The following is a 19,408-nucleotide window of genomic DNA, read 5'->3' as shown; positions in this document are numbered from 1 at the left end:
GCGTGAATGCCGCCCGGCGGATTCATCAGCTCATCTTATAGATGATGATGCTTTATAAGCAAAGCTTCTGAATGCTTCAGCGGCCCGATTTCAGGTATTCCATGTACTTGGCGACGCCCGTGGCCACATCGGTGAAGGGCTCATGGTAGCCGGCGGCGCGCAGCGCGCCGATATCGGCCTGGGTGAAGCTCTGATACTTGCCTTTCAGTTTGTCGGGGAAGGGAATGTACTCGAGCAGGCCCTGGTCCACGATCTGCGCCAGCGTGAGCGGCGCATTACCCTCGTTGGCGAGCGCATTGACCGTGGCCACCGCCAGGTCGTTGAAGGGCTGGGCGCGGCCGGTGCCGAGGTTGAAAATGCCGCGCTTGTCGGGGTGATCCAGGAAGAACAGGTTCACCTTCACCACGTCTTCCACGTAGATGAAGTCGCGCTTCTGGGTGCCGGCCTCATAGCCATCGTTGGCGCCGAACAGCTTGACCTTGCCCTCGTTCCGGAACTGGTGGAATTGGTGGAACGGGACCGAGGCCATCGTGCCCTTGTGCCCTTCCAGCGGGCCGTACACGTTGAAGTAGCGCAGGCCGACCACCTGGCTGCCCTTGCTCATGCCGTGCTGCTGCCAGTAGCGGCGCATGTACTGGTCGAACAGGAATTTCGAATAGCCGTAGACGTTCAATGGACGCTCGTGCTGGCGCTCTTCCCGGAACACGCTGCCGCTGCCGTACACCGCGGCCGACGAGGCGTAGATGAAGGGAATACGTTCGCGCTGGCAGAACTCGAACAGCGCGATGGTGTACTCGTAGTTATTCTTCATCATGTAGCGGCCATCGCTCTCCATGGTGTTGGAGCAGGCGCCCTGGTGCAGCACGGCGGAGAACTTGCCGTTGAATTCGCCGGCCTTCAGGCGCACCAGGAAGTCTTCCTTGTCGGCATAGTCGGCCACTTCGGCGTCGACGATGTTCAGGAATTTTTCCGGACGCGCCATGTTATCGACCGCGAACACGCTGAAGGGCTTGCGCTGCGAGAGTGCGTGGACCAGGTTGGCTCCGATGAAGCCTGCTGCGCCAGTAACCAGTATCATTTTCTACCTCGTTTCAATCATCGTTCAGGCTGCGAGCATGGGCTGCAGCGGTTGCCACACGTCCTGCGGCAGGATCTGCTTCATGCAGTTCTGGTGCCCCAGCGGGCACTCGCGCTGCTGGCAGGGCGAGCATTCGATGTGCAGCCACAGGATCTTCGCCAATTGCGACAGCGGCGGCGTGTGGCGCGGATCGGTCGGGCCGTAGATCGCCACCACTGGACGGCCCAGCGCGGCGCCGATGTGCATCAGGCCGGAGTCGTTGGTCACCACCGCGGCGGCCACCGAGATCAGCGCGATCGCCTCGCTCAGCGCGGTGGAGCCGGCCAGGTTGTGCGCCTGCGGCACGATGGCGGTGATCTCGTCGCAGACGGCGCGGTCCTTGGGCGAGCCGAGCAACAGGATCTGGGCGTCCGGCACGTTCGCGCGGATAGTCTGGGCCAGCTCGGCGAAGTACGGCGCCGGCCAGCGCTTGGCCGGGCCGAACTCGGCCCCGGGTGCGAAGGCCACGTAAGTGCCGGGCGGCAGGCCGAGACGCGCGATGGCGACATCGGCCTGGCCTGCGCCGACCGTCATTTCCGGCTCCGGCAACGTGCTTGGGCGCGGCAGGTGGCGCACCGGCTCGTCGGCCAGCGCCTGGTAGAACTGCGCCATCGGGCGCGGCGCGGCCTTGTCGTCGTGGTGCATGACGTTGACCAGGCCGTAGCGCATCTCGCCCTTGTAGCCGACCCGCTTCCGGATCCCCGCCAGCCACGGGATCAAGGCGAACTTGAGCGTGTTGGGCAGCACGTAGGAGTCGGCATAGCCGCGCGTCTTGAGCATCCTGGCAAAGGCCTTGCGTTCCTTCCACTGCAGCGAGCCGTGCTTGAAGGGCGATTCGATGACCTCGTCGACCTCGCGCATCGCGCGCCAGACCGGCGCGACCCAGGTCGGCGCCAGCACGTCGATCGGCCGCTCGGGATGCTTTTCGCGCAGGCGGCGCAGCAGCGGCTGCGCCATGACGGCGTCGCCGATCCAGTTGGGAGAGATGACAAGCGTGCGCGACATGGGGCCTTGTTCGTAATCCTGCAATGGTGATCCGCGATTATAACAATCGCCGGCGCGCGCAGCCCACGGACGCTGGTTATAATCCGCGCATGCCCCGCTCATCGACAAGCCAGCTCCTGCGCGCATGGATCGCCCTCGCGGCCTTCGTGTTCAGCCTGTTCGCGCCGGCTTTGTCGCATGCGTTCGTGACGCCGCAGTATCCTGCCCATGTCAGCGAAATCTGTACCGCGGCCGGCATGGTCATGATGCCGATAGCCGACAGCCCGGACACGTCGCCCGGCGCCAAGCCGGACATGACGCACTGCGACCTGTGCTGCTCGCACCATGCGCCGGTGGCGCTGCCTGCGCCGCCCGACCTGCCGCCGCTTGCCGTCCTCACGCGCGACACCTATCCGCGCCTGTTCTACCAGTCTCCTTCCCCGCAGTTCGCATGGACGCCGGCGCAGTCGCGCGCGCCGCCCGCCAGCTTCTCCTGATCGCTCTCTCCTCGTACCGGTCTTGACGACCGGAAGACTCGCTATCGCGTGTGATACGCCGCATCGGCGCCCCCACACGCCAAGGAAACGCCATGAAGAAGCTCGCACTCACCCTGCTGGCGGCCGTCTCGCACGCCGCGCTCGCGCAGGACCAGGATGGACCCGTCAAGCAACTGGGCACCGTCACCATCACGGGCGCGCGCCCGACCTCGCTGCCGACGCAGATCCCGACCACCATCGAAGGCATCACCCGCGCCGAGATCGAGCGCACGATCAACGCCCTTGATGCGGAAGACGCCCTGAAATACCTCCCCAGCCTGCTGGTGCGCAAGCGCTACATCGGCGACTACAACCACGCCGTGCTGTCGACACGCGCCTCCGGCACCGGCAACAGCGCGCGCTCGATGGTGTACGCGGACGGCATCCTGCTGTCGAACTACCTCGGCAACGGCGCCAACTTCGCGCCGCGCTGGGGCATGGTCACGCCCGAGGAAATCGAGCGCGTCGACGTGCTGTACGGCCCCTTCTCGGCCGCCTACGGCGGCAATTCGGTGGGCGCCGTGGTCGACTACGTGACGCGCATGCCGACGAAATTCGAAGCGCATGCGAAATTCGGCTTCACCCACCAGCCCTTCAGCCTGTACGGCACGCACGCGCGCTACAACGGACGCCAGGCCAGCGCCTCGCTGGGCAACCGGGATGGGCGCTGGTCCTGGTTCGTCGACGTGAACCGGAGCAGCAACGAAGGGCAACCGCTGACCTTCCCGACGCGCTACCTGAGCGCCGGCGCGGCGCCGGGCGGCACGCCCGTCAGCGGGGCTGTCCTCGGCCAGGACCGCACCAATCGCGCCTGGTACCTGCTGGGCGCCGGCACCCAGTACGACACGGTGCAGGACCACCTGAAGGTGAAGCTCGCCTATGACGTCACACCGACCGTACGGGCCAGCTATACGCTGGGGGTGTGGCAGAACGATTCGGAAGGCCGGCCGGCGTCCTACCTGCGCGACGGTCTGGGAGCGCCCGTGTACAGCGGCCCGATCGATATCGATGGGCGCGGCTATACCCTCGGCGCCGCCGATTTCAATGCCTCGAACGAGGAGCTGCGCCACCTGATGCATGGGCTGTCGGTGAAGAGTCACAGCAAAGGCGTGTTCGACTGGGAGCTGGCGGCGAGCCTGTACGACTATGACCGGGACACGTTGCGCGCGCCGACCACCGCCTTGCCGGCCGCGCTGAACGGCGGCGCGGGCCGGATCGTGGACATGTCGGGGACCGGCTGGAATACCCTTGCGGCCAAGGGCATCTGGCGGCCATACGGATTGGCCGGCGCGCATATCGTGGAAATTGGCTACCAGCGCGAAGCCTACACGCTGGCCAGCATCGAGCACGCGACGGATGACTGGATGGGTGGCGCGGCGCGCGCGCGTAGGCAGGCGTTCTCGGGACGGACCACGACGCAGGCCTTGTGGGGACAGGATACCTAGAAGTTTGCACCCGACTGGAAGACGGTGCTGGGTGTGCGGCTGGAACGCTGGCGGGCGCAGGATGGACGGACGTCGAATGCGGCTACCACGGTCGCGCACGGCGAACGCGCGGGCACCTACGTGTCGCCGAAGGCGGCGCTGGCCTGGCAGGTGGCGCCTTCCTGGGTGCTGAAGGCATCGGCCGGGCGCGCGGTGCGGATGCCGACGGTGTCGGAGCTTTACCAGGGCGGCATCAGCGGCAGCGGGACCTTGATCAACAACGATCCGGACCTGCGGCCGGAGCGCTCATGGACGGGAGAATTAAGTGCGGAGCGCCAGCTCGAGAAGGGGCTGCTGCGCCTGACCGGGTTCGCGGAGCGGACCTCGGATGCGCTGTATTCGCAAACCAATGTGCTGGTGACGCCGAATGTCAGCAATGTGCAGAACGTGGGACGGATCGAGACCAAGGGGCTGGAGCTGGCCTACGATGCGGACGACGTGGGGGTGGATGGGCTCGACCTGCAGTCGAGCGTGACCTGGACGGACTCAAGGATCACACGCAACGACAAGTTCCCAGCCAGCGTGGGCAAGTGGCAGCCACGGATTCCGCGCTGGCGCGCGACCGGGGTGGCGACTTACCGTGTTGGTGAGCGCTTGGCGTATTCGCTGGCGGCGCGCTATTCGGGGCGGCAGTTTTCGACGCTGGACAATTCGGATCCGAACGGGTTTGCGTATCAGGGGGCGAGCAGGTATTTCACGGTGGATGGGCGGGTGACCTGGAAGTCGGTGACGCACTGGACGGTGGCGCTTGGGGTGGATAATCTGAATAACTACCGGTACTGGAATTTTCATCCGTATTCGCAGCGGACTTGGGTGGTGGAGGGGCGGTACGATTTGTGATGGACGTTTGACCTGATCGGTCCACCCGGTGCGGTTATAGGTTGAGCCGCCATCAGTTCACGGGATGAATTCGCGCATTGTCAGCATAGAAGTCGTGAGCCAGCCCGATGTCGATCAGGAACAGATAGGGTGGCTCCCGCCTGTTGAAACCGGCTGCGCACTTGAAGCGGAACGTCATCGAGTACTTGTTCGGCACCCGCAGGATTTCGGTCCTGCTCCACCCCGGCGCAAACATCTCCTCATGAAGCCGCTTCCGGCCTTCCGGGCTGAAGTCGAACCACTCGTGGTCGTTGGCGCGCCAAGGTTCCCAACCTCCAGCCTTGAACTGGTTCTGAAGGTTCTCCAGCACCTCCACAGCCTGGTCAAAAGGAAGTTTGTCGAGCATCGGCGATGTCGCCAAGGTCGCAACCCGATCATCCAGGAACAACAAGGACGCAAACTTAGTCGGCGGTAATGTAAAGCCGTGTTGCGGATCGTTGAAACGGATGATGACGGCAGGTTCCGTTACCCATATTCCTCCCGACTCACGAAGGGTTTTCTTGGATACGCCGGGTTTATCCATCACGGGATAGGTCGAGTTCTTCACCACCTCGTCGAAGGTCTGTCCAACGCCGAACGAAAGGACTGTCGGCTCTGGGACGCGGGCGTTTTGCCAGAGGCCAAATGCGATAGCGACCGCAATTATCGGGATAATAAACAGGCGGCGCCTCAACTGATGTCAACGGCGATTGAAAACTGATACAGATATCGTCGTGCCAGCGATTTAAAACTGATACACCGCCGTCGCCGAACACGGTCCGTGTTCAGCCCATTTCTGCAACATCATTCCCCCTCATCATCCCGGCCTGTCGCTGGTGCTTCAGCCGGTAGCTTTCGCCGGCAATCGGCACGATGTGCGCATGGTGCAGTAGCCTATCGAGCAGGGCCGCGGTCAGCGTCGTATCCTGCGCAAAGGTCGTGTCCCATTGCCCAAACGGCAGGTTGCTGGTCACGATCAGGCTGCTGCGTTCGTACAGGGCCGCGATCACTTGGAAGAACAGGTTCGCCTGCTCCCGGTTCATCGGCAAGTAGCCGATCTCGTCGATGATCAAGAGCCGGTATGCTTTGATCGCGCGATGCATCACCGCTTTCAAATTGTTCTGGGTATGCGCCGTCGTCAACGCCAGCATCAGGTCGGCCGCCGTGGTGAAGCGCGTCTTGATGCCGGCCTGGGTGGCCTTGTAACCGAGTGCCATCGCCAGGTGCGTCTTGCCCACGCCGCTGGGGCCGACCAGCACCACGTTCTCATGTCGCTCAACGAAGCCCAGGCCAGCCAGCTCCTCGACCTGACTGCGTTTCACGCCTTTGGCGAAGTCATAGTTAAACTCGTCCAGCGTCTTCACCGCTGGGAATCCTGCCAGTCGGGTCATCGTGCTTTGCTTGCGCACGTTGCGCCCGGCGACTTCCTCCCTCAGCAGGCCCTCCAGGAAGTCGCTGTAGGCCATTTCCTGCTTCGCTGCCTTCTGCGTTGCAGCGCCGTAGCCCTGGGCCACGAACGGCAGGTTCAGGCTCTCGCACAACGCCGCGATACGCTCGTGCTGCAGGTTCATGCCGCCACTCCTTCCGTTACCCGTACCAGCAGCGCGTCATACACCTGCAACGGATGCTGTACTGGAGATGGCTGGGCGATCCGCTCCACCACTGCCGCCGGCCGCGGCACCGTAGGTGCTGCGGCGGTCGGTTGCGGCCTGGCTGCCGCGATGTCCGCACGCCACGGTGCCGGCAGCGCTTGCAGATGCTCCACTTCCCGCTTCAATGCTTCAGCTGGTGGCTCGCCAGTCGTACCGTGGATGCGCGCATTGGCCACCTCGCGCAGCCAGTGGGCCACTTCCACATTGGCCGTTACGACGTCGAGCTTCTGGCCGCTTTGCGCCAGCCGGCTCGCCAGCGGCACATAGAACGAGCGGCGCAGGTAGCCATTGAAGCGTTCGACTTTTCCCTTGGTCTTGGCCCGGTACGGCTGGCACAGCTTGATCACGAAACCGCTATGCCTGGCAAAGTCCAGGAAGCCGGCGTGGAAGCGGTGCTCGCCTTCGCCGTACGCATCGCGCTCCAGCACCACTGTTTTCATGTTGTCGTACAGGACCCGCCGCGTCACGCCCCCAAACGCCGCAAAAGCGCGCTCATGGCAGGCGATCAGGGTTTCCACCTTCATGTTGCTGACGAACTCCACGTAGCTGGCCCGGCTAAAACCGAGCGTCGCGCAGAACGCATGTAACGGCGCGCTGCCTTTGCGGAATTCAACCCAGTCCACCTGCAGCTGCTCGCCCATCGCCGTCTCGAAGCGCACCACCGGGTCGGCCGGAGGCGCCGGGCGCAAGGTGCGCACGAAGGCGCGCAACTGGCTCATGCCGCCCTCGTAGCCGCGCGCGGCGATCTCGCGGTACAGCACGGTGGCCGGTATCACGTCGGGCTGAGCAGCTTGCTGCCGATCCTTCAGGTACTGCTCGAATTGCGCCAGCTTCGTCTTGCGCTTCACTTTGCGTTCGTACTTCGGCACAGCCTCCAGGGCCAGATGCCGGCGCACCGTGTTCACTGCGCAGCCTACCTCGGCGGCGATCTGCCGAAGGCTTAACCCATGCTTCTTCAGGAGTTGGATTTCCACGTACACCTCTTTGGATTTCAAGGCCGCTCCGCAAAGCGGCCATCTTCTCAAAATGGTGTATCAGTTTTCAATCGCTGCCTGTATCAGTTTACAACCGCTGCTGACAACTGACACCTCCGCCGGCCGAGATTGCGAGGATTGAAGCTTCCAGATGCGAACGCTGGGAGCCACGCAGGAGTTGATCGAACTTGCTTGCAGCCCGTCTCACGAACGCCATGCGCTCATCGGCAACCCATAGTTTTGCGTTCCGTTCTCCAGAAAAGAAAGCCGTGAAGACCGAAGCCAAGGCCGGTTTCACCCTGCACTCTGCGGAAAGAGTAAGCTGAATTTCGTTGTAAACACCAGATGGAAATTTCGTTGCGAACGCGAACTGGTTTGCAGCTAGCGCCCTTTGCATTCGTTCGTCGTCATACATGATCGCTTGTAGCACGTTGACTTGTTCGTGCCGCGCAAGCGTGTCGACACTGTTAGCGATGCCTCCGGCTTCAATCAATTCAAAGCCTTTCCGGATTTCCGCAAAGGACTGCCCGAACTCGAGGAGCTTCCTCGGGTCGTCCCAATATACCTTGTTGGCAATCTTCTTTCTTCGTTCGAGGCATTTTTCAAATTCCTGCAATCCTCGCTCCATGTAAAAGCGGTGAAGGGGGTAGATGTCGAGGAACAGGTGCAGGTTTCCGTAACCGAGACGCTCAAACATAAAGTCTGCCCCATTGCGGATCACTGTGGGCATGGCGCTGATCGCTGCCGCTTCCGAGCTGTTTCCAGCAGAACGAGCTGAATATTGCAGTTCGTCTTTCTGCCTTTTGCCGAGATTGCCAGCATGCAGCAGCCCGCATCCAGTCTGCTTGGAAGCAAATGCGGCCAACCCTGCCCATTGGAAGCGATTGTCCGCAAGCCACAATCTGGCGTGGGCCGCATTGATGCGCCGGTTCCGCTCCTCGACATCGCTGATTGGCTGGCCATTCACTAAGACAATCGCTTCGGCTTCCTTTTGAAATGTCACCCACAGATGCTCTGCGGTCAGCATCTCGGTCTCGATGGCTTTCTTGGCCCTCGCTGCGGAGTCCACGTGGAAAGCGACCTTGGCTTGCGAGAGCGGATACATGTTCCCGCCCAGCTTGACGCCGAAGTATTGATGTTTGGGGAAATAGGGATTGGGCGCACCGGGAACGTAGCGATTAGCCATGTGTGATCCTTGCAAGCCGGATGAATGCGGCGCGGGAGAGTGAACTGCGTAACGGACTGTTTGGCGGCTCAGGTGCCGCTTACGCCATCGACGTGCCAGGACACGATAGATGCACGATCAGCCGCGCTAATGGGGCGTGTGCAGCCTTCCGCGTCGGTCATTCCTGAAACGGCTTTGTCGCCGAGCTGGAGCGTGTAGGGACGGCGCTTGAATGGCTCTCTGGTCTCCGGGTGCAGCAAGCGAATCGGCACCCCATCATCCTTAGCGGCATTGTCCAACTCTGCTTGCGCATTTGTGGACAGGCGAGCGACCATGGCTGCGGTTTGCGCGGCAAAGTAGTCTGTGTCGACGTACTGAAACATATAGTCTTGAATTGCGACAAGCCGGGGCGGTGGAGTACATTTGCAGATGCACAGGTCGTCGCTCAAGGCCAACTCCCGGCCATTGTCCGTCTCGCTGAGGCGGGGTCCATCGATTTCAATGATGCCGACCGAATTGCACTTCGGGCACTGCACCTCGTCGCCTTCCCGAGCGGCACCAACCCCGTTGATGGTGTTGTCTGTACAGGCCGAGATAACCTTGCCGCCTGCCGTGGTGGTGGCTCCCAGTGTGATGTTGTATCGCTTGAGCATCTGAACCTCTGCTTGAGTGACTGGTAAGTAAGGAGTGACTTATCCAGACAATCTAGTCAGGGATGGGGGCGGTTGCTTTGAAGGCGCGCAGGCGCCTTGCTTCTCTCCGCCAGGCAACAACAAAAAAAGCCACCCCAGTGTGGCCGACTTCGATTCCGTTCACGGCAGAGCAAGCAGGGATTCGCCCACGTTCCGCGGGCCGCCCTTGCGCGAGTACGCGCAAGGCTTCGAATCCCCCACGCAGAGCCCGCGTTGCAGGGCGCCCCACGCCCTGCAACCCCTGCTTCTCTCCGCCATGAAACAAATAAAAAATGGCCACCCGAGGGTGGCCATTTTCCATTTGTGTTCCTGGCGGAGAGAGGGGGATTCGAACCCCCGATAGGCTATGAACCTATACACGCTTTCCAGGCGTGCGACTTAAACCACTCATCCATCTCTCCTGATGGGGTCTCGTGTGTCCACGAAGCCGCCTATTATAACAAGGTTTCTCTGCTATACAAGACTGTTCCGACAACAGTCATGCCGCAAGCTCAGCCGGCAAGCGCCGGCGCCACGGCCGCAGCACCTGCCGCACCGGGTTCACCTGCGTCCCGACATCCGTCTCCCCCACCAGCCCGCGCCGCTTCAGGTGCCGCAGCGCTACCTGCACCGCCGACTTCGACAAGCCGGTCTTGACCGCGATCGTCTGCAGGCTCGCCGGCACCTGGTCGCGCCCCAGCGCCTCGGCACTGTGGAGCAGATACAGATACACGACAAAGGCGGCAGGCCGGCGGTCATGCCCGACCAGGTCAGGCATCAGGACCTCGAACACATACGCATCAAGCGAGGATTGGCGGGTAGTCATGAATACTATAGTAATGGAAAGCATACTCAGCCGCGATTCTGCCACGATAATCCATGTCACAACAACGACAACGAGCCGCCATGATCACCCAACTGAAATTCGTCAGCATCCCCGTCTCGGACCAGGACCGCGCCCTCGCCTTCTATACCGAAAAACTCGGCTTCGAGATTTCGACCGACCAGCCGATGGGCCCGGGCAAGCGCTGGATCGAGCTGCGCATCGCTGCCTCCAGTACCCGCGTCGTGCTGTTTACGATGGACGGCCAGGAAGACCGCATCGGCACCTTCTTCAACGGCGCCTTCGCCTGCGACAACGTGGAAGCCACCACCGCCAGCTGAGCGGGCGCGGCGTCGAGTTCGTCGAGCCGCCGACCGTGCAGCCCTGGGGCTCGTTCGCCAAGTTCAAGGATCCGGACGGGAATACCTTCGTGCTGTCGTCTTCCTAAGACATCCGGGTATCCGCCCGGCATAAAAATGCCGCCCCAGGGCGGCATTGCCGTTTTCGGCTGTGCGCTGAGTGGTTTTACCCAAGCGCCACCGGCGTCCCGGTGGTATTGTTGCCCGAATTTCACTCTCCAAACCGCACGCCGTGAAACGCAAAGCCCTGTATTACCTTGTCTTCACTGTCGCAGCCGCCGGTGCCGCTGCCGGCAGCTGGATCGCCAGCCTCAAGTCGCCCTCCGCACCGGCCGCCAACGCACCGGCCAGCCCGGCAATGGACGTCAGCGCCATCTCGTCCGACATGAAGACCATGCTGGCTTCCTACCGCAAGATCATCGTGCTGACCCAGGACGAAGCGACGCTGTCGCGTGACGCGCGTGCCCAGGCCAATCGCGTCGGCCAGCAACTGTTCCACGAGAACCAGGAACGCAGCGGCAAGGTCGACGCCGCCCTGGCCCATCTGCTCGCGTCGCGCAACCCCGCCCGCTTCGATGCGCTCGGCATCCTGCTCGACTATGTAGAATCCGGCGAAGGCCTGTACGACGCCGACCGCCTGGCCTTCCGCGAACTGATGCAGTCGCTGCTGGCGCAGGTCGCGGAGGATTCCTCGCTTCCTGCAATCAAGCTGCACAAGCGCATCTCGGAAGACCTCGATGCGCTGGCGGAGATCGAGCGCAACTATGAGAAGGAAATCCGCGCCGTCTTCGGCCGCTTCGAGTCGCGCTCGATCCAGCTGAAGCGCGAAAAGTGGGAGAACTACGTCGCCTACCTGAACACCATCTACCAGCGCGACAGCATCCTCAAGGAATACGGGGTGGTGCTTCCCTACCCGGGCAAGCCGGAAGCGCCGGCGCCCTCGACGCCATCGCAGGTGGGCACGGAAGAAGGAGAAATCTTCGGCAAGACCCTGCCCAAGAAGACCGTCGTGCTGACCTTCGACGACGGGCCGCACCGCCGCTACAGCGAGGAAATCGCCGCCATCCTGAAGCAGTACAACGCCCCGGCGATCTTCTTCAGCGTCGGCCGCAACATCGGTTCGCTCGACGCCCAGGGCAAGGCGAAGCTGGGCGGCGGCGCGGAAGTCATGCGCAGGCTGAAGCAGTCCGGCTACGTGCTGGCCAACCACAGCTTCTCGCACGCCCAGCTCTCGAAACAGACCGGCGACAGCCTGAAAGCGGAGATCCTCAACACCGATACCCTGCTCAAGGCCGTGGACCCGCAGCGATCGAGCCTGTTCCGCTTCCCCTACGGCGCCCGCAACCGCGAGGGCATGCAGGCGCTCGAGAACGCCCGCCTGAAGTCGATGATGTGGAATATCGATTCGCTCGACTGGGCCGACCCGGTGCCCTCCTCCATCGCCGACCGCGTGCTGCGCAGCGTCGACAAGGAAGGCCGCGGCATCATCCTGTTCCACGACATCCACGAGCGCACCGTGAAGGCCCTGCCGGCCATCCTCGACCGGCTCACGGCCGAGGGTTACCAGTTCGCCGGCTGGGACGGCGAGGGTTTCAAGCTGTCCGGTACCGGCGCGCCGGCGCCGGTGCAGCGCAGCGCCGCCACCGGCTACGCCAATTCGTGGGCGATCGTGGTCGGCATCGACAAGTACCAGAAATGGCCGCAGCTGCAATACGCGGTGCGCGACGCCGAAGGCGTCGGCCAGCTCCTGGTGCAGAAGTTCGGCTTCGCGCCCGAGCGCGTGATCACCCTCAAGAACGAGCAGGCGACCCGCACCGGCATCCTGGCCGCTTTCCACGACAAGCTCGCCCACGGCAACCTGCAGCCGAACGACCGCATCTTCGTCTTCTTCGCCGGCCACGGCGCCACGCGCAAGCTCAGTTCCGGACGCGACCTGGGCTACATCGTGCCGGTCGATGCCGATCCGGACAAGCTGGCCACGGATGCGATTCCGATGACCGAGATCCAGAACATCGCCGAGAGCCTGCCGGCCAAGCATGCCCTGTTCGTGATGGACGCCTGCTACAGCGGCCTGGGCCTGACGCGCGGCGCGGCCAACGCCTCCTTCCTGCGCGATAACGCCAAGCGCCTGGGCCGGCAGATGCTGACCGCCGGCGGCGCAGACCAGCTGGTGTCGGACGGCGGGCCGAACGGACACTCGGTGTTCACCTGGACCCTGCTGCAGGGCCTGGGCGGCAAGGCCGACCTGAACGGCGACAGCCTGATCACCGGCACCGAGCTGGCGGCCTATGTGGCGCCGGCGGTGTCGAGCGTGTCACAGCAGACGCCGGCTTTCGGCAGCCTGCCGGGCTCGGAGGGCGGCGAGTTCGTGTTCGAACTGCCGGAAGAAAGCGAATTTCTGAATACCGGCACGGCGCAGCTGTCGAACGACGCGATCGCCCTGAATACCAGGCTGGATGCCCAGGCCTCGGCGCCGGCCGCGGCGGTGGTGGTCAAGGACCTGCAGGGCGGCGAAACCAGGATCGTGGCGCCGGCCGCGGTGCCGGTGTCTGCGCGCCAGAAGGCGCAGCGGGCAAACGACCAGGGGCTGCTGCTGTACAAGGAGAAGCAGTATGCGCAGGCGGAGGCGCAGTTCACCGAGGCGCTCAAGCTGCGGCCCAATTTTGCGCTGGCAGCGAACAACCTGGGCTTCGTGTTCTACAAGCAGGACAGGTTTGCGGAGGCGGCGCGCTGGTTCGAGAATGCGGTGAAAATGGATCCGTCGCGGGCGATTGCCTACATGAACCTGGGCGATGCGTATGCGCGCGGCGGAGACAAGGACAAGGCCAAGAGCGCCTACAAGACCTACCTGGAGCTGGCGCCGACGGGCTCGGGCGCTTCTTACGCGAAACAACAGCTCGAGAAGCTCTGATCTTCAGGGCAAGGACGGACAGGAGAACATCATGGAAATGAAGAGAATCAACGCCGGCAAGCTGCGCGCCATCGGCTACGATGCGCGCGAACGCATCCTGCGCGTGGAATTCGACGACGGCAGCGCCATCGACTACGAGGCTGTCGGCCTGGAAGTATGGCGCAAGCTGTCGGGCTCGGGCTCGCCCTGGAGTTATTACCGCGACAACATCGAGGAAGAGTTCAGCGGCCGCCGCGGCCGCGCCGGCACGAATCCGGACAAGAAGGGGCTCGACCGCGAAGCCCTGATGAAAGCCTTTGGCGGCACCCCGGACGAGACTTGATAAAAAAGCGCCGCCCCGTCGACACGGGGCGGCGCTTTCCGGAATCCTTCCGCGTCCGCCTGCTCAGGCGGACGCGTCGGTCATCAGGCGCTTTCCTTCAGCTGCTCCAGGATGGCCGGGTTTTCCAGCGTCGACACGTCCTGGGTGATGTTCTCGCCCTTGGCCAGCACGCGCAGCAGGCGGCGCATGATCTTGCCGGAGCGGGTCTTCGGCAGGTTGTCGCCAAAGCGGATCTCTTTCGGCTTGGCGATCGGGCCGATTTCCTTGCCCACCCAGTTGCGCAGCTCGGTCGCCAGCTTCTTGGCCTCGTCGCCGCTCGGGCGTGCCTGCTTGAGCACGACGAAGGCGCAGATCGCCTCGCCGGTGGTCTCGTCCGGTTTACCCACCACCGCGGCTTCCGCCACCATCGGGTGCGCCACCAGGGCCGACTCGATTTCCATCGTGCCCATGCGGTGGCCCGACACGTTCAGCACGTCGTCGATACGGCCGGTGATCGTGAAGTAGCCCGTGTCCTTGTTGCGCACCGCGCCGTCGCCGGCCAGGTAGTACTTGCCGCCCAGTTCGTCTGGGAAGTAGCTGGTGCGGAAGCGGTCCGGGTTGTTCCAGATGGTGCGGATCATCGACGGCCACGGACGCTTCACGACCAGGATGCCGCCCTGCCCGTTCGGCACGTCGTTGCCGGCTTCGTCCACGATCGCGGTCATGATGCCCGGCAGCGGCAGCGTGCACGAACCCGGCACCAGCGGAGTGGCGCCCGGCAGCGGGGTGATCATGTGGCCGCCGGTCTCGGTCTGCCAGAAAGTGTCGACGATCGGGCAGCGGGCCAAGCCGACGTTCTTGTAGTACCACATCCAGGCTTCCGGATTGATCGGCTCGCCGACCGAACCCAGCAGGCGCAGGCTCGACAGGTCGAAGTTCTTCGGGTTCACCTTCTGGTCCACGTCCGAGGCCTTGATGAGCGAGCGGATCGCGGTCGGCGCCGTGTAGAAGATCGAGACCTTGTGCTTGGCGATGGTTTCCCAGAAGCGGCCGGCATGCGGGAAGGTCGGCACGCCCTCGAACACGATCTGGGTCGCGCCCACCGCGGTCGGGCCGTAGGTGATGTAGGTGTGGCCGGTGACCCAGCCGATGTCGGCGGTGCACCAGAACACGTCGTCCGGCTTGATGTCGAAGGTCCACTTCATCGTCAGCGCGGCCCACAGCAGGAAGCCGCCGGTGGAATGCTGGACGCCCTTCGGGGTGCCGGTCGAGCCCGAGGTGTAGAGGATGAACAGCGGGTGCTCGGCATCCACCCATTCCGGCTCGCACTCGGCCGACTGGTCATTCACCAGCTCGTGCAGCCAGAGATCGCGGCCTTCCTGGAAATGGATGTTGCCGCCGGTGCGCTTGTAGACGATGACGTCGCGGATGCTGTCGCAGCCGCCCATTGCCAGGGCCTCGTCGACGATGGCCTTCAGCGGCAGCGACTTGCCGCCGCGCTGCTGCTCGTCGGCGGTGATGACGGCCACGGCGCCGGCGTCGATGATGCGTTCCTGCAGCGATTTGGCCGAGAAGCCGCCGAACACCACCGAGTGGGTGGCGCCGATGCGGGCGCAGGCCTGCATCGCGGTGATGCCTTCGATCGACATCGACATGTAGATGATGACGCGGTCGCCCTTCTTGATGCCGCGCGACTTGAGGCCGTTGGCGAACTTGCAGACGCGCTCGTGCAGTTCACGGTAAGTGACGCGGGTATTGGCGCCGTCGTCCGCCTCGAAGATGATCGCGGTCTTCTCCGCGTTGCCGTTCGTGAGGTTGCGGTCGAGGCAGTTGTAGGACGCGTTCAGCTGGCCGTCGGCGAACCATTTGTAGAACGGCGCATTCGATTCGTCGAGGGTGCTGGTGAATGGTTTCTGCCAGTCGATGTTCTCGCGCGCCAGGCGGGCCCAGAAACCTTCGTAGTCGCTGGCGGCTTCCGCGCACAGCTTTTCGTAGGCTTCCATGCCGGAAATGGCGGCCTTGGCGGCGAACTCGCCAGGTGGCGGGAACACGCGGTTTTCCTGGAGGGTGAATTCTTCTTGCTGGGTCTCGTTCTCGGCCATGCTGGTCTCCATAGTTTAGTAAGTGTTTTACCGAACACCTTAGGGGCGCTCGCTTACTGAGCCCTTACATGGCTCCGCAAGCATGCCTTCTGCTGGAATGCCATTCTACCAACCTGGCTGCAAAGCGGCGAAGAACCCGCATAGCCGTGCCGGCAGGTGTAGAATGCTCGGCTGTAATTTGTCCAGCACTCCAGGAACCCAGATCCCGATGGCGCAGTTAATTCCTCCACACGAAGCAAAAAAGCTCAGTCCGCTTAACAACCTGATCTTCGCCAGCCGCTGGCTGCAGCTGCCGCTGTACCTCGGCCTGATCCTGGCGCAGTGCGTCTACGTGTTCCACTTCTGGGTCGAACTCAAGGACCTGATCGGCGCCGCGCTGGGCAATGCCGCATCGCTGGAACACATCCTCGATGTCGTCACCGTGCCGGGCGCAACCCGCCCGACCAAGCTGACCGAAACCACCATCATGCTGGTGGTGCTCGGCCTGATCGACGTGGTCATGATCTCCAACCTCTTGATCATGGTTATCGTCGGCGGCTACGAAACCTTCGTCTCGCGCATGCACCTCGAAGGTCACCCGGACCAGCCCGAATGGCTGTCCCACGTGAACGCCTCGGTACTCAAGACGAAACTGGCGATGGCGATCATCGGCATCTCGTCGATCCACCTGTTGAAGACCTTCATCAACGCGGCGAACTACAAGACCGAAACCATGATGTGGCAGACCATCATCCACATCGCCTTCCTGCTGTCGGCCATGGCCATCGCCTATACCGACCGCATCGTCATGACCACGCACTCCAAGCACTGAGCGAAACATTCATTACTCCTGATCGAGAACTCCATGGCAACCGTTATCACCCAGAGCGACCTCATCGAATCGGTCGCGGCAGCCCTCCAGTACATCAGCTACTACCACCCGGCCGACTATATCCAGCACCTGGCGCGCGCGTATGAGACCGAGCAAAGCCCGGCCGCGAAGGACGCGATCGCCCAGATCCTGACCAATTCGCGCATGTGCGCCGAAGGCAAGCGTCCGATCTGCCAGGACACCGGCATCGTCAACGTGTTCCTGAAGATCGGCATGGGCGTGCGCTTCGAAGGCTTCACCGGCACCGTGACCGACGCCGTCAACGAAGGCGTGCGCCGCGCCTACGCGTTTGAAGACAACAAGCTGCGCGCCTCGATCGTGGCCGACCCGCACTTCGAGCGCAAGAACACCAAGGACAACACCCCGGCGGTGGTCCACATGGAGCTGGTCGAAGGCGACACGGTCGACGTGAAAGTGGCGGCCAAGGGCGGCGGCTCGGAGAACAAGACCAAGTTCGTCATGCTGAACCCGTCCGACTCGCTGGTCGACTGGGTCATGAAAACCGTGCCGCTGATGGGCGCCGGCTGGTGCCCGCCGGGCATGCTGGGCATCGGCATCGGCGGCACCGCCGAGAAGGCGATGCTGATGGCGAAGGAGTCGCTGATGGACGACATCGACATGTACGAACTGAAGCAGCGCGGCCCGCAGAACAAACTGGAAGAACTGCGTATCGAACTGTGCGACAAGATCAACGCACTGGGCATCGGCGCCCAGGGCCTGGGCGGCCTGACCACCGTGCTGGACGTGAAGATCAACATGTACCCGACCCACGCGGCCTCCAAGCCGGTGGCGATGATCCCGAACTGCGCCGCCACCCGCCACGCCCACTTCGTGCTGGACGGCTCGGGCCCGGCCTACATCGAACCGCCGGCGCTGTCCACGTGGCCGGAAGTGCACTGGACCCCGGACACCGAAAAATCCAAGCGCGTCGACCTGAACACCCTGACCAAGGAAGAAGTCGCTTCCTGGAAGCCGGGCCAGACCCTGCTGCTGAACGGCAAGATGCTGACTGGCCGCGACGCCGCGCACAAGCGCATCCAGGACATGCTGTCCAAGGGCGAACAGCTGCCGGTGGACTTCACCAACCGCGTGATCTACTACGTCGGCCCGGTCGACCCGGTCGGCAGCGAAGTCGTCGGCCCGGCAGGCCCGACCACCGCGACCCGCATGGACAAGTTCACCGACATGATGCTGGAGAAGACCGGCCTGATCTCGATGATCGGCAAGGCCGAGCGCGGCCCCGCGGCGATCGAATCGATCCAGAAGCACAAGTCGGCCTACCTGATGGCGGTCGGCGGCTCGGCCTACCTGGTCTCGAAGGCGATCAAGTCGGCCAAGGTGGTCGGCTTCGAGGACCTGGGCATGGAAGCGATCTACGAGTTCGACGTGACCGACATGCCGGTCACGGTGGCCGTCGATTCGACCGGCACCTCGGTGCACACCACCGGTCCGAAGGAGTGGTCGGCCAAGATCGAGTCGCTGAAGGGCATCCCGGTCACCACCGCCTGATTGAATCGCGCGGGCGGATCGATGGATACGCCCGCGTTTTCAACCATGACCACACCCACCCTCTCCCCTGGCGCCCCGGTCGGCATCTTCGACTCGGGCGTCGGCGGCTTTTCGGTACTGCGCCACATCCAGGCGCAGCTGCCGCACGAAGCTCTCCTGTATTTCGCCGACTCCGGCTTTGCCCCCTACGGCGACAAGCCGGAACACGTCGTCATCGAGCGCGTGCTCGGCATCGCCGCCTTCCTGGTAGCGCGTGGCGTCAAAGCCCTGGTCGTGGCCTGCAACACTGCCACCGTCGCCGCCGTGCGCATCCTGCGCGAGCACTATCCCGACATGCCCATCATCGGCGTCGAGCCGGGCCTGAAACCCGGCGCGGCCAGCACCCGCCAGGGCACGGTCGGCGTGCTGGCCACCGAGCGCACCCTCGCCGGCGAAAAATTCCTGCTGCTGCGCGACCAGATCGCCGCCGCGACCGGCGCGCGCTTCCTGCTCCAGCCCTGCGTCGGCCTGGCCGACCAGATCGAGTTCGGCGAACCGGGCAGCCCGGCGCTCGACGCCATGCTGGAGCGTTACATCGCCCCGCTGCTGGCGCAGGGCGCCGACACCCTGGTGCTCGGCTGCACCCACTATCCGCTGGTGCAGGCCTCGATCGAGCGCGTGATCCGGCGCCATACCGATGCCGGGGTGACGCTGATCGACACCGGCGACGCTGTGGCGCGCCAGCTGGCGCGTCTGCTCGAGGCCGCGGGGCTGCTGCGCCCGGCCGGGGACGCTGGCGCGCAGCTGGAAGGTTTCACCAGCGCCAGCGGCACCGCCCTGTGCGCCGCCTTCGCCAGCCTGCTGGGGCAAAATCCGCCCGTGCACGAGGTCGCGATCGGCGCCACGCCATCGAACCCGGCAGGAACACACATTTAGACTTGCCAGTTCGGGAAGCGCTTTGTATAATCTTGTTCTGTCTCGGAAACAGCGAGACAGGCAGTAAGACAGTGGTGGCTGTAGCTCAGTTGGTAGAGTCCAGGATTGTGATTCCTGTTGTCGTGGGTTCGAGTCCCATCAGCCACCCCAAAGAATGCGACAAGAAGGCTTACATG

At 63.4% G+C, this 19,408-nt stretch carries 17 protein-coding genes, 2 tRNA genes and 1 pseudogene; 10 read left to right on the top strand and 10 right to left on the bottom strand.

The window, feature by feature from the left end; all coding sequences use genetic code 11:
* Positions 1 to 76: 76 nt before the first annotated feature.
* Positions 77 to 1,078 carry an ADP-glyceromanno-heptose 6-epimerase gene (gene rfaD, locus MasN3_RS07335; protein WP_281913282.1) on the bottom strand — a complete coding sequence of 334 codons (1,002 nt, stop codon included), beginning with the start codon at positions 1,076 to 1,078 and terminating at the stop codon, positions 77 to 79.
* Between the two features lie 24 nt (positions 1,079 to 1,102).
* A complete protein-coding gene (gene waaF / locus MasN3_RS07330; protein WP_281913281.1) occupies positions 1,103 to 2,122 on the bottom strand; it encodes a lipopolysaccharide heptosyltransferase II in 1,020 nt (339 codons plus the stop codon).
* A gap of 89 nt (positions 2,123 to 2,211) precedes the next feature.
* Here waaF and MasN3_RS07325 point away from each other — a divergent pair, with 89 nt between their 5' ends.
* Positions 2,212 to 2,598: a DUF2946 domain-containing protein gene (locus tag MasN3_RS07325; protein WP_281913280.1), complete on the top strand. Its 387-nt coding sequence runs from the start codon at positions 2,212 to 2,214 to the stop codon at positions 2,596 to 2,598.
* A 92-nt stretch (positions 2,599 to 2,690) separates the two neighbouring features.
* Positions 2,691 to 4,961, top strand: a pseudogene (locus MasN3_RS07320) (TonB-dependent receptor).
* A gap of 52 nt (positions 4,962 to 5,013) precedes the next feature.
* On the opposite strand, the gene MasN3_RS07315 reads toward MasN3_RS07320, so the two are convergent.
* The 7 genes from MasN3_RS07315 to MasN3_RS07285 all read right to left on the bottom strand — a co-directional run bounded on the left by MasN3_RS07315 (position 5,014) and on the right by MasN3_RS07285 (position 10,267).
* Complete coding sequence (locus MasN3_RS07315; RefSeq protein WP_281913279.1) at positions 5,014 to 5,673, bottom strand: hypothetical protein; 660 nt, start codon at positions 5,671 to 5,673, stop codon at positions 5,014 to 5,016.
* 91 nt (positions 5,674 to 5,764) lie between these two features.
* The gene (istB, locus tag MasN3_RS07310) at positions 5,765 to 6,550 is read right to left on the bottom strand and encodes an IS21-like element helper ATPase IstB (protein WP_281907820.1); all 786 of its coding nucleotides are present in this window, start codon (positions 6,548 to 6,550) and stop codon (positions 5,765 to 5,767) included.
* Positions 6,547 to 7,626, bottom strand: a complete 1,080-nt coding sequence (gene istA, locus MasN3_RS07305) for an IS21 family transposase (RefSeq protein ID WP_281907819.1) — start codon at positions 7,624 to 7,626, stop codon at positions 6,547 to 6,549. The genes istB and istA overlap by 4 nt, the downstream gene beginning before the upstream one ends.
* Before the next feature lie 67 nt (positions 7,627 to 7,693).
* On the bottom strand, positions 7,694 to 8,791 hold the full coding sequence (locus MasN3_RS07300; protein WP_281913278.1) for a DUF2515 family protein: 1,098 nt from the start codon (positions 8,789 to 8,791) through the stop codon (positions 7,694 to 7,696).
* 68 nt (positions 8,792 to 8,859) lie between these two features.
* Positions 8,860 to 9,423 (bottom strand): PAAR domain-containing protein, encoded by a 564-nt coding sequence (locus MasN3_RS25200; RefSeq protein WP_307730409.1) that lies wholly within the window; start codon positions 9,421 to 9,423, stop codon positions 8,860 to 8,862.
* Between the two features lie 349 nt (positions 9,424 to 9,772).
* Positions 9,773 to 9,863, bottom strand: a tRNA-Ser gene (locus tag MasN3_RS07290).
* 77 nt (positions 9,864 to 9,940) lie between these two features.
* A complete protein-coding gene (locus MasN3_RS07285) occupies positions 9,941 to 10,267 on the bottom strand; it encodes a helix-turn-helix domain-containing protein (RefSeq protein WP_281913277.1) in 327 nt (108 codons plus the stop codon).
* A gap of 80 nt (positions 10,268 to 10,347) precedes the next feature.
* Between MasN3_RS07285 and MasN3_RS07280 the strand changes: the two genes are divergently transcribed.
* The 4 genes from MasN3_RS07280 to MasN3_RS07270 all read left to right on the top strand — a co-directional run bounded on the left by MasN3_RS07280 (position 10,348) and on the right by MasN3_RS07270 (position 13,856).
* A complete protein-coding gene (locus MasN3_RS07280) occupies positions 10,348 to 10,605 on the top strand; it encodes a VOC family protein (RefSeq protein WP_281913276.1) in 258 nt (85 codons plus the stop codon).
* Between the two features lie 35 nt (positions 10,606 to 10,640).
* Complete coding sequence (locus MasN3_RS25270; protein WP_370662350.1) at positions 10,641 to 10,712, top strand: VOC family protein; 72 nt, start codon at positions 10,641 to 10,643, stop codon at positions 10,710 to 10,712.
* A gap of 143 nt (positions 10,713 to 10,855) precedes the next feature.
* Complete coding sequence (locus tag MasN3_RS07275) at positions 10,856 to 13,534, top strand: polysaccharide deacetylase family protein (protein ID WP_281913275.1); 2,679 nt, start codon at positions 10,856 to 10,858, stop codon at positions 13,532 to 13,534.
* A gap of 31 nt (positions 13,535 to 13,565) precedes the next feature.
* Positions 13,566 to 13,856, top strand: a complete 291-nt coding sequence (locus MasN3_RS07270) for a KTSC domain-containing protein (RefSeq protein WP_281913274.1) — start codon at positions 13,566 to 13,568, stop codon at positions 13,854 to 13,856.
* A gap of 83 nt (positions 13,857 to 13,939) precedes the next feature.
* Here the strand turns inward: MasN3_RS07270 and acs are convergent, their stop codons facing one another.
* A complete protein-coding gene (acs, locus tag MasN3_RS07265) occupies positions 13,940 to 15,937 on the bottom strand; it encodes an acetate--CoA ligase (protein ID WP_281913273.1) in 1,998 nt (665 codons plus the stop codon).
* A gap of 208 nt (positions 15,938 to 16,145) precedes the next feature.
* Here acs and MasN3_RS07260 point away from each other — a divergent pair, with 208 nt between their 5' ends.
* The 4 genes from MasN3_RS07260 (at position 16,146) to MasN3_RS07245 (ending at position 19,382) form a co-directional block, all read left to right on the top strand.
* Complete coding sequence (locus MasN3_RS07260) at positions 16,146 to 16,748, top strand: TIGR00645 family protein (RefSeq protein ID WP_281913272.1); 603 nt, start codon at positions 16,146 to 16,148, stop codon at positions 16,746 to 16,748.
* Between the two features lie 33 nt (positions 16,749 to 16,781).
* Complete coding sequence (locus MasN3_RS07255) at positions 16,782 to 18,317, top strand: fumarate hydratase (protein ID WP_281913271.1); 1,536 nt, start codon at positions 16,782 to 16,784, stop codon at positions 18,315 to 18,317.
* Between the two features lie 45 nt (positions 18,318 to 18,362).
* Positions 18,363 to 19,232, top strand: coding sequence for a glutamate racemase (gene murI, locus MasN3_RS07250; protein ID WP_281913270.1), 870 nt, complete (start codon positions 18,363 to 18,365; stop codon positions 19,230 to 19,232).
* Between the two features lie 74 nt (positions 19,233 to 19,306).
* Positions 19,307 to 19,382: transfer RNA gene (locus MasN3_RS07245), tRNA-His, on the top strand.
* Positions 19,383 to 19,408 lie beyond the last annotated feature (26 nt).

The organism is Massilia varians, from assembly GCF_027923905.1.
Classification (GTDB): Bacteria; Pseudomonadota; Gammaproteobacteria; order Burkholderiales; family Burkholderiaceae_D; genus Telluria; species Telluria varians_B.
The sequence above is the reverse complement of the archived record's forward strand: the minus strand, read 5'-3'. Positions and strand labels throughout refer to the sequence as shown.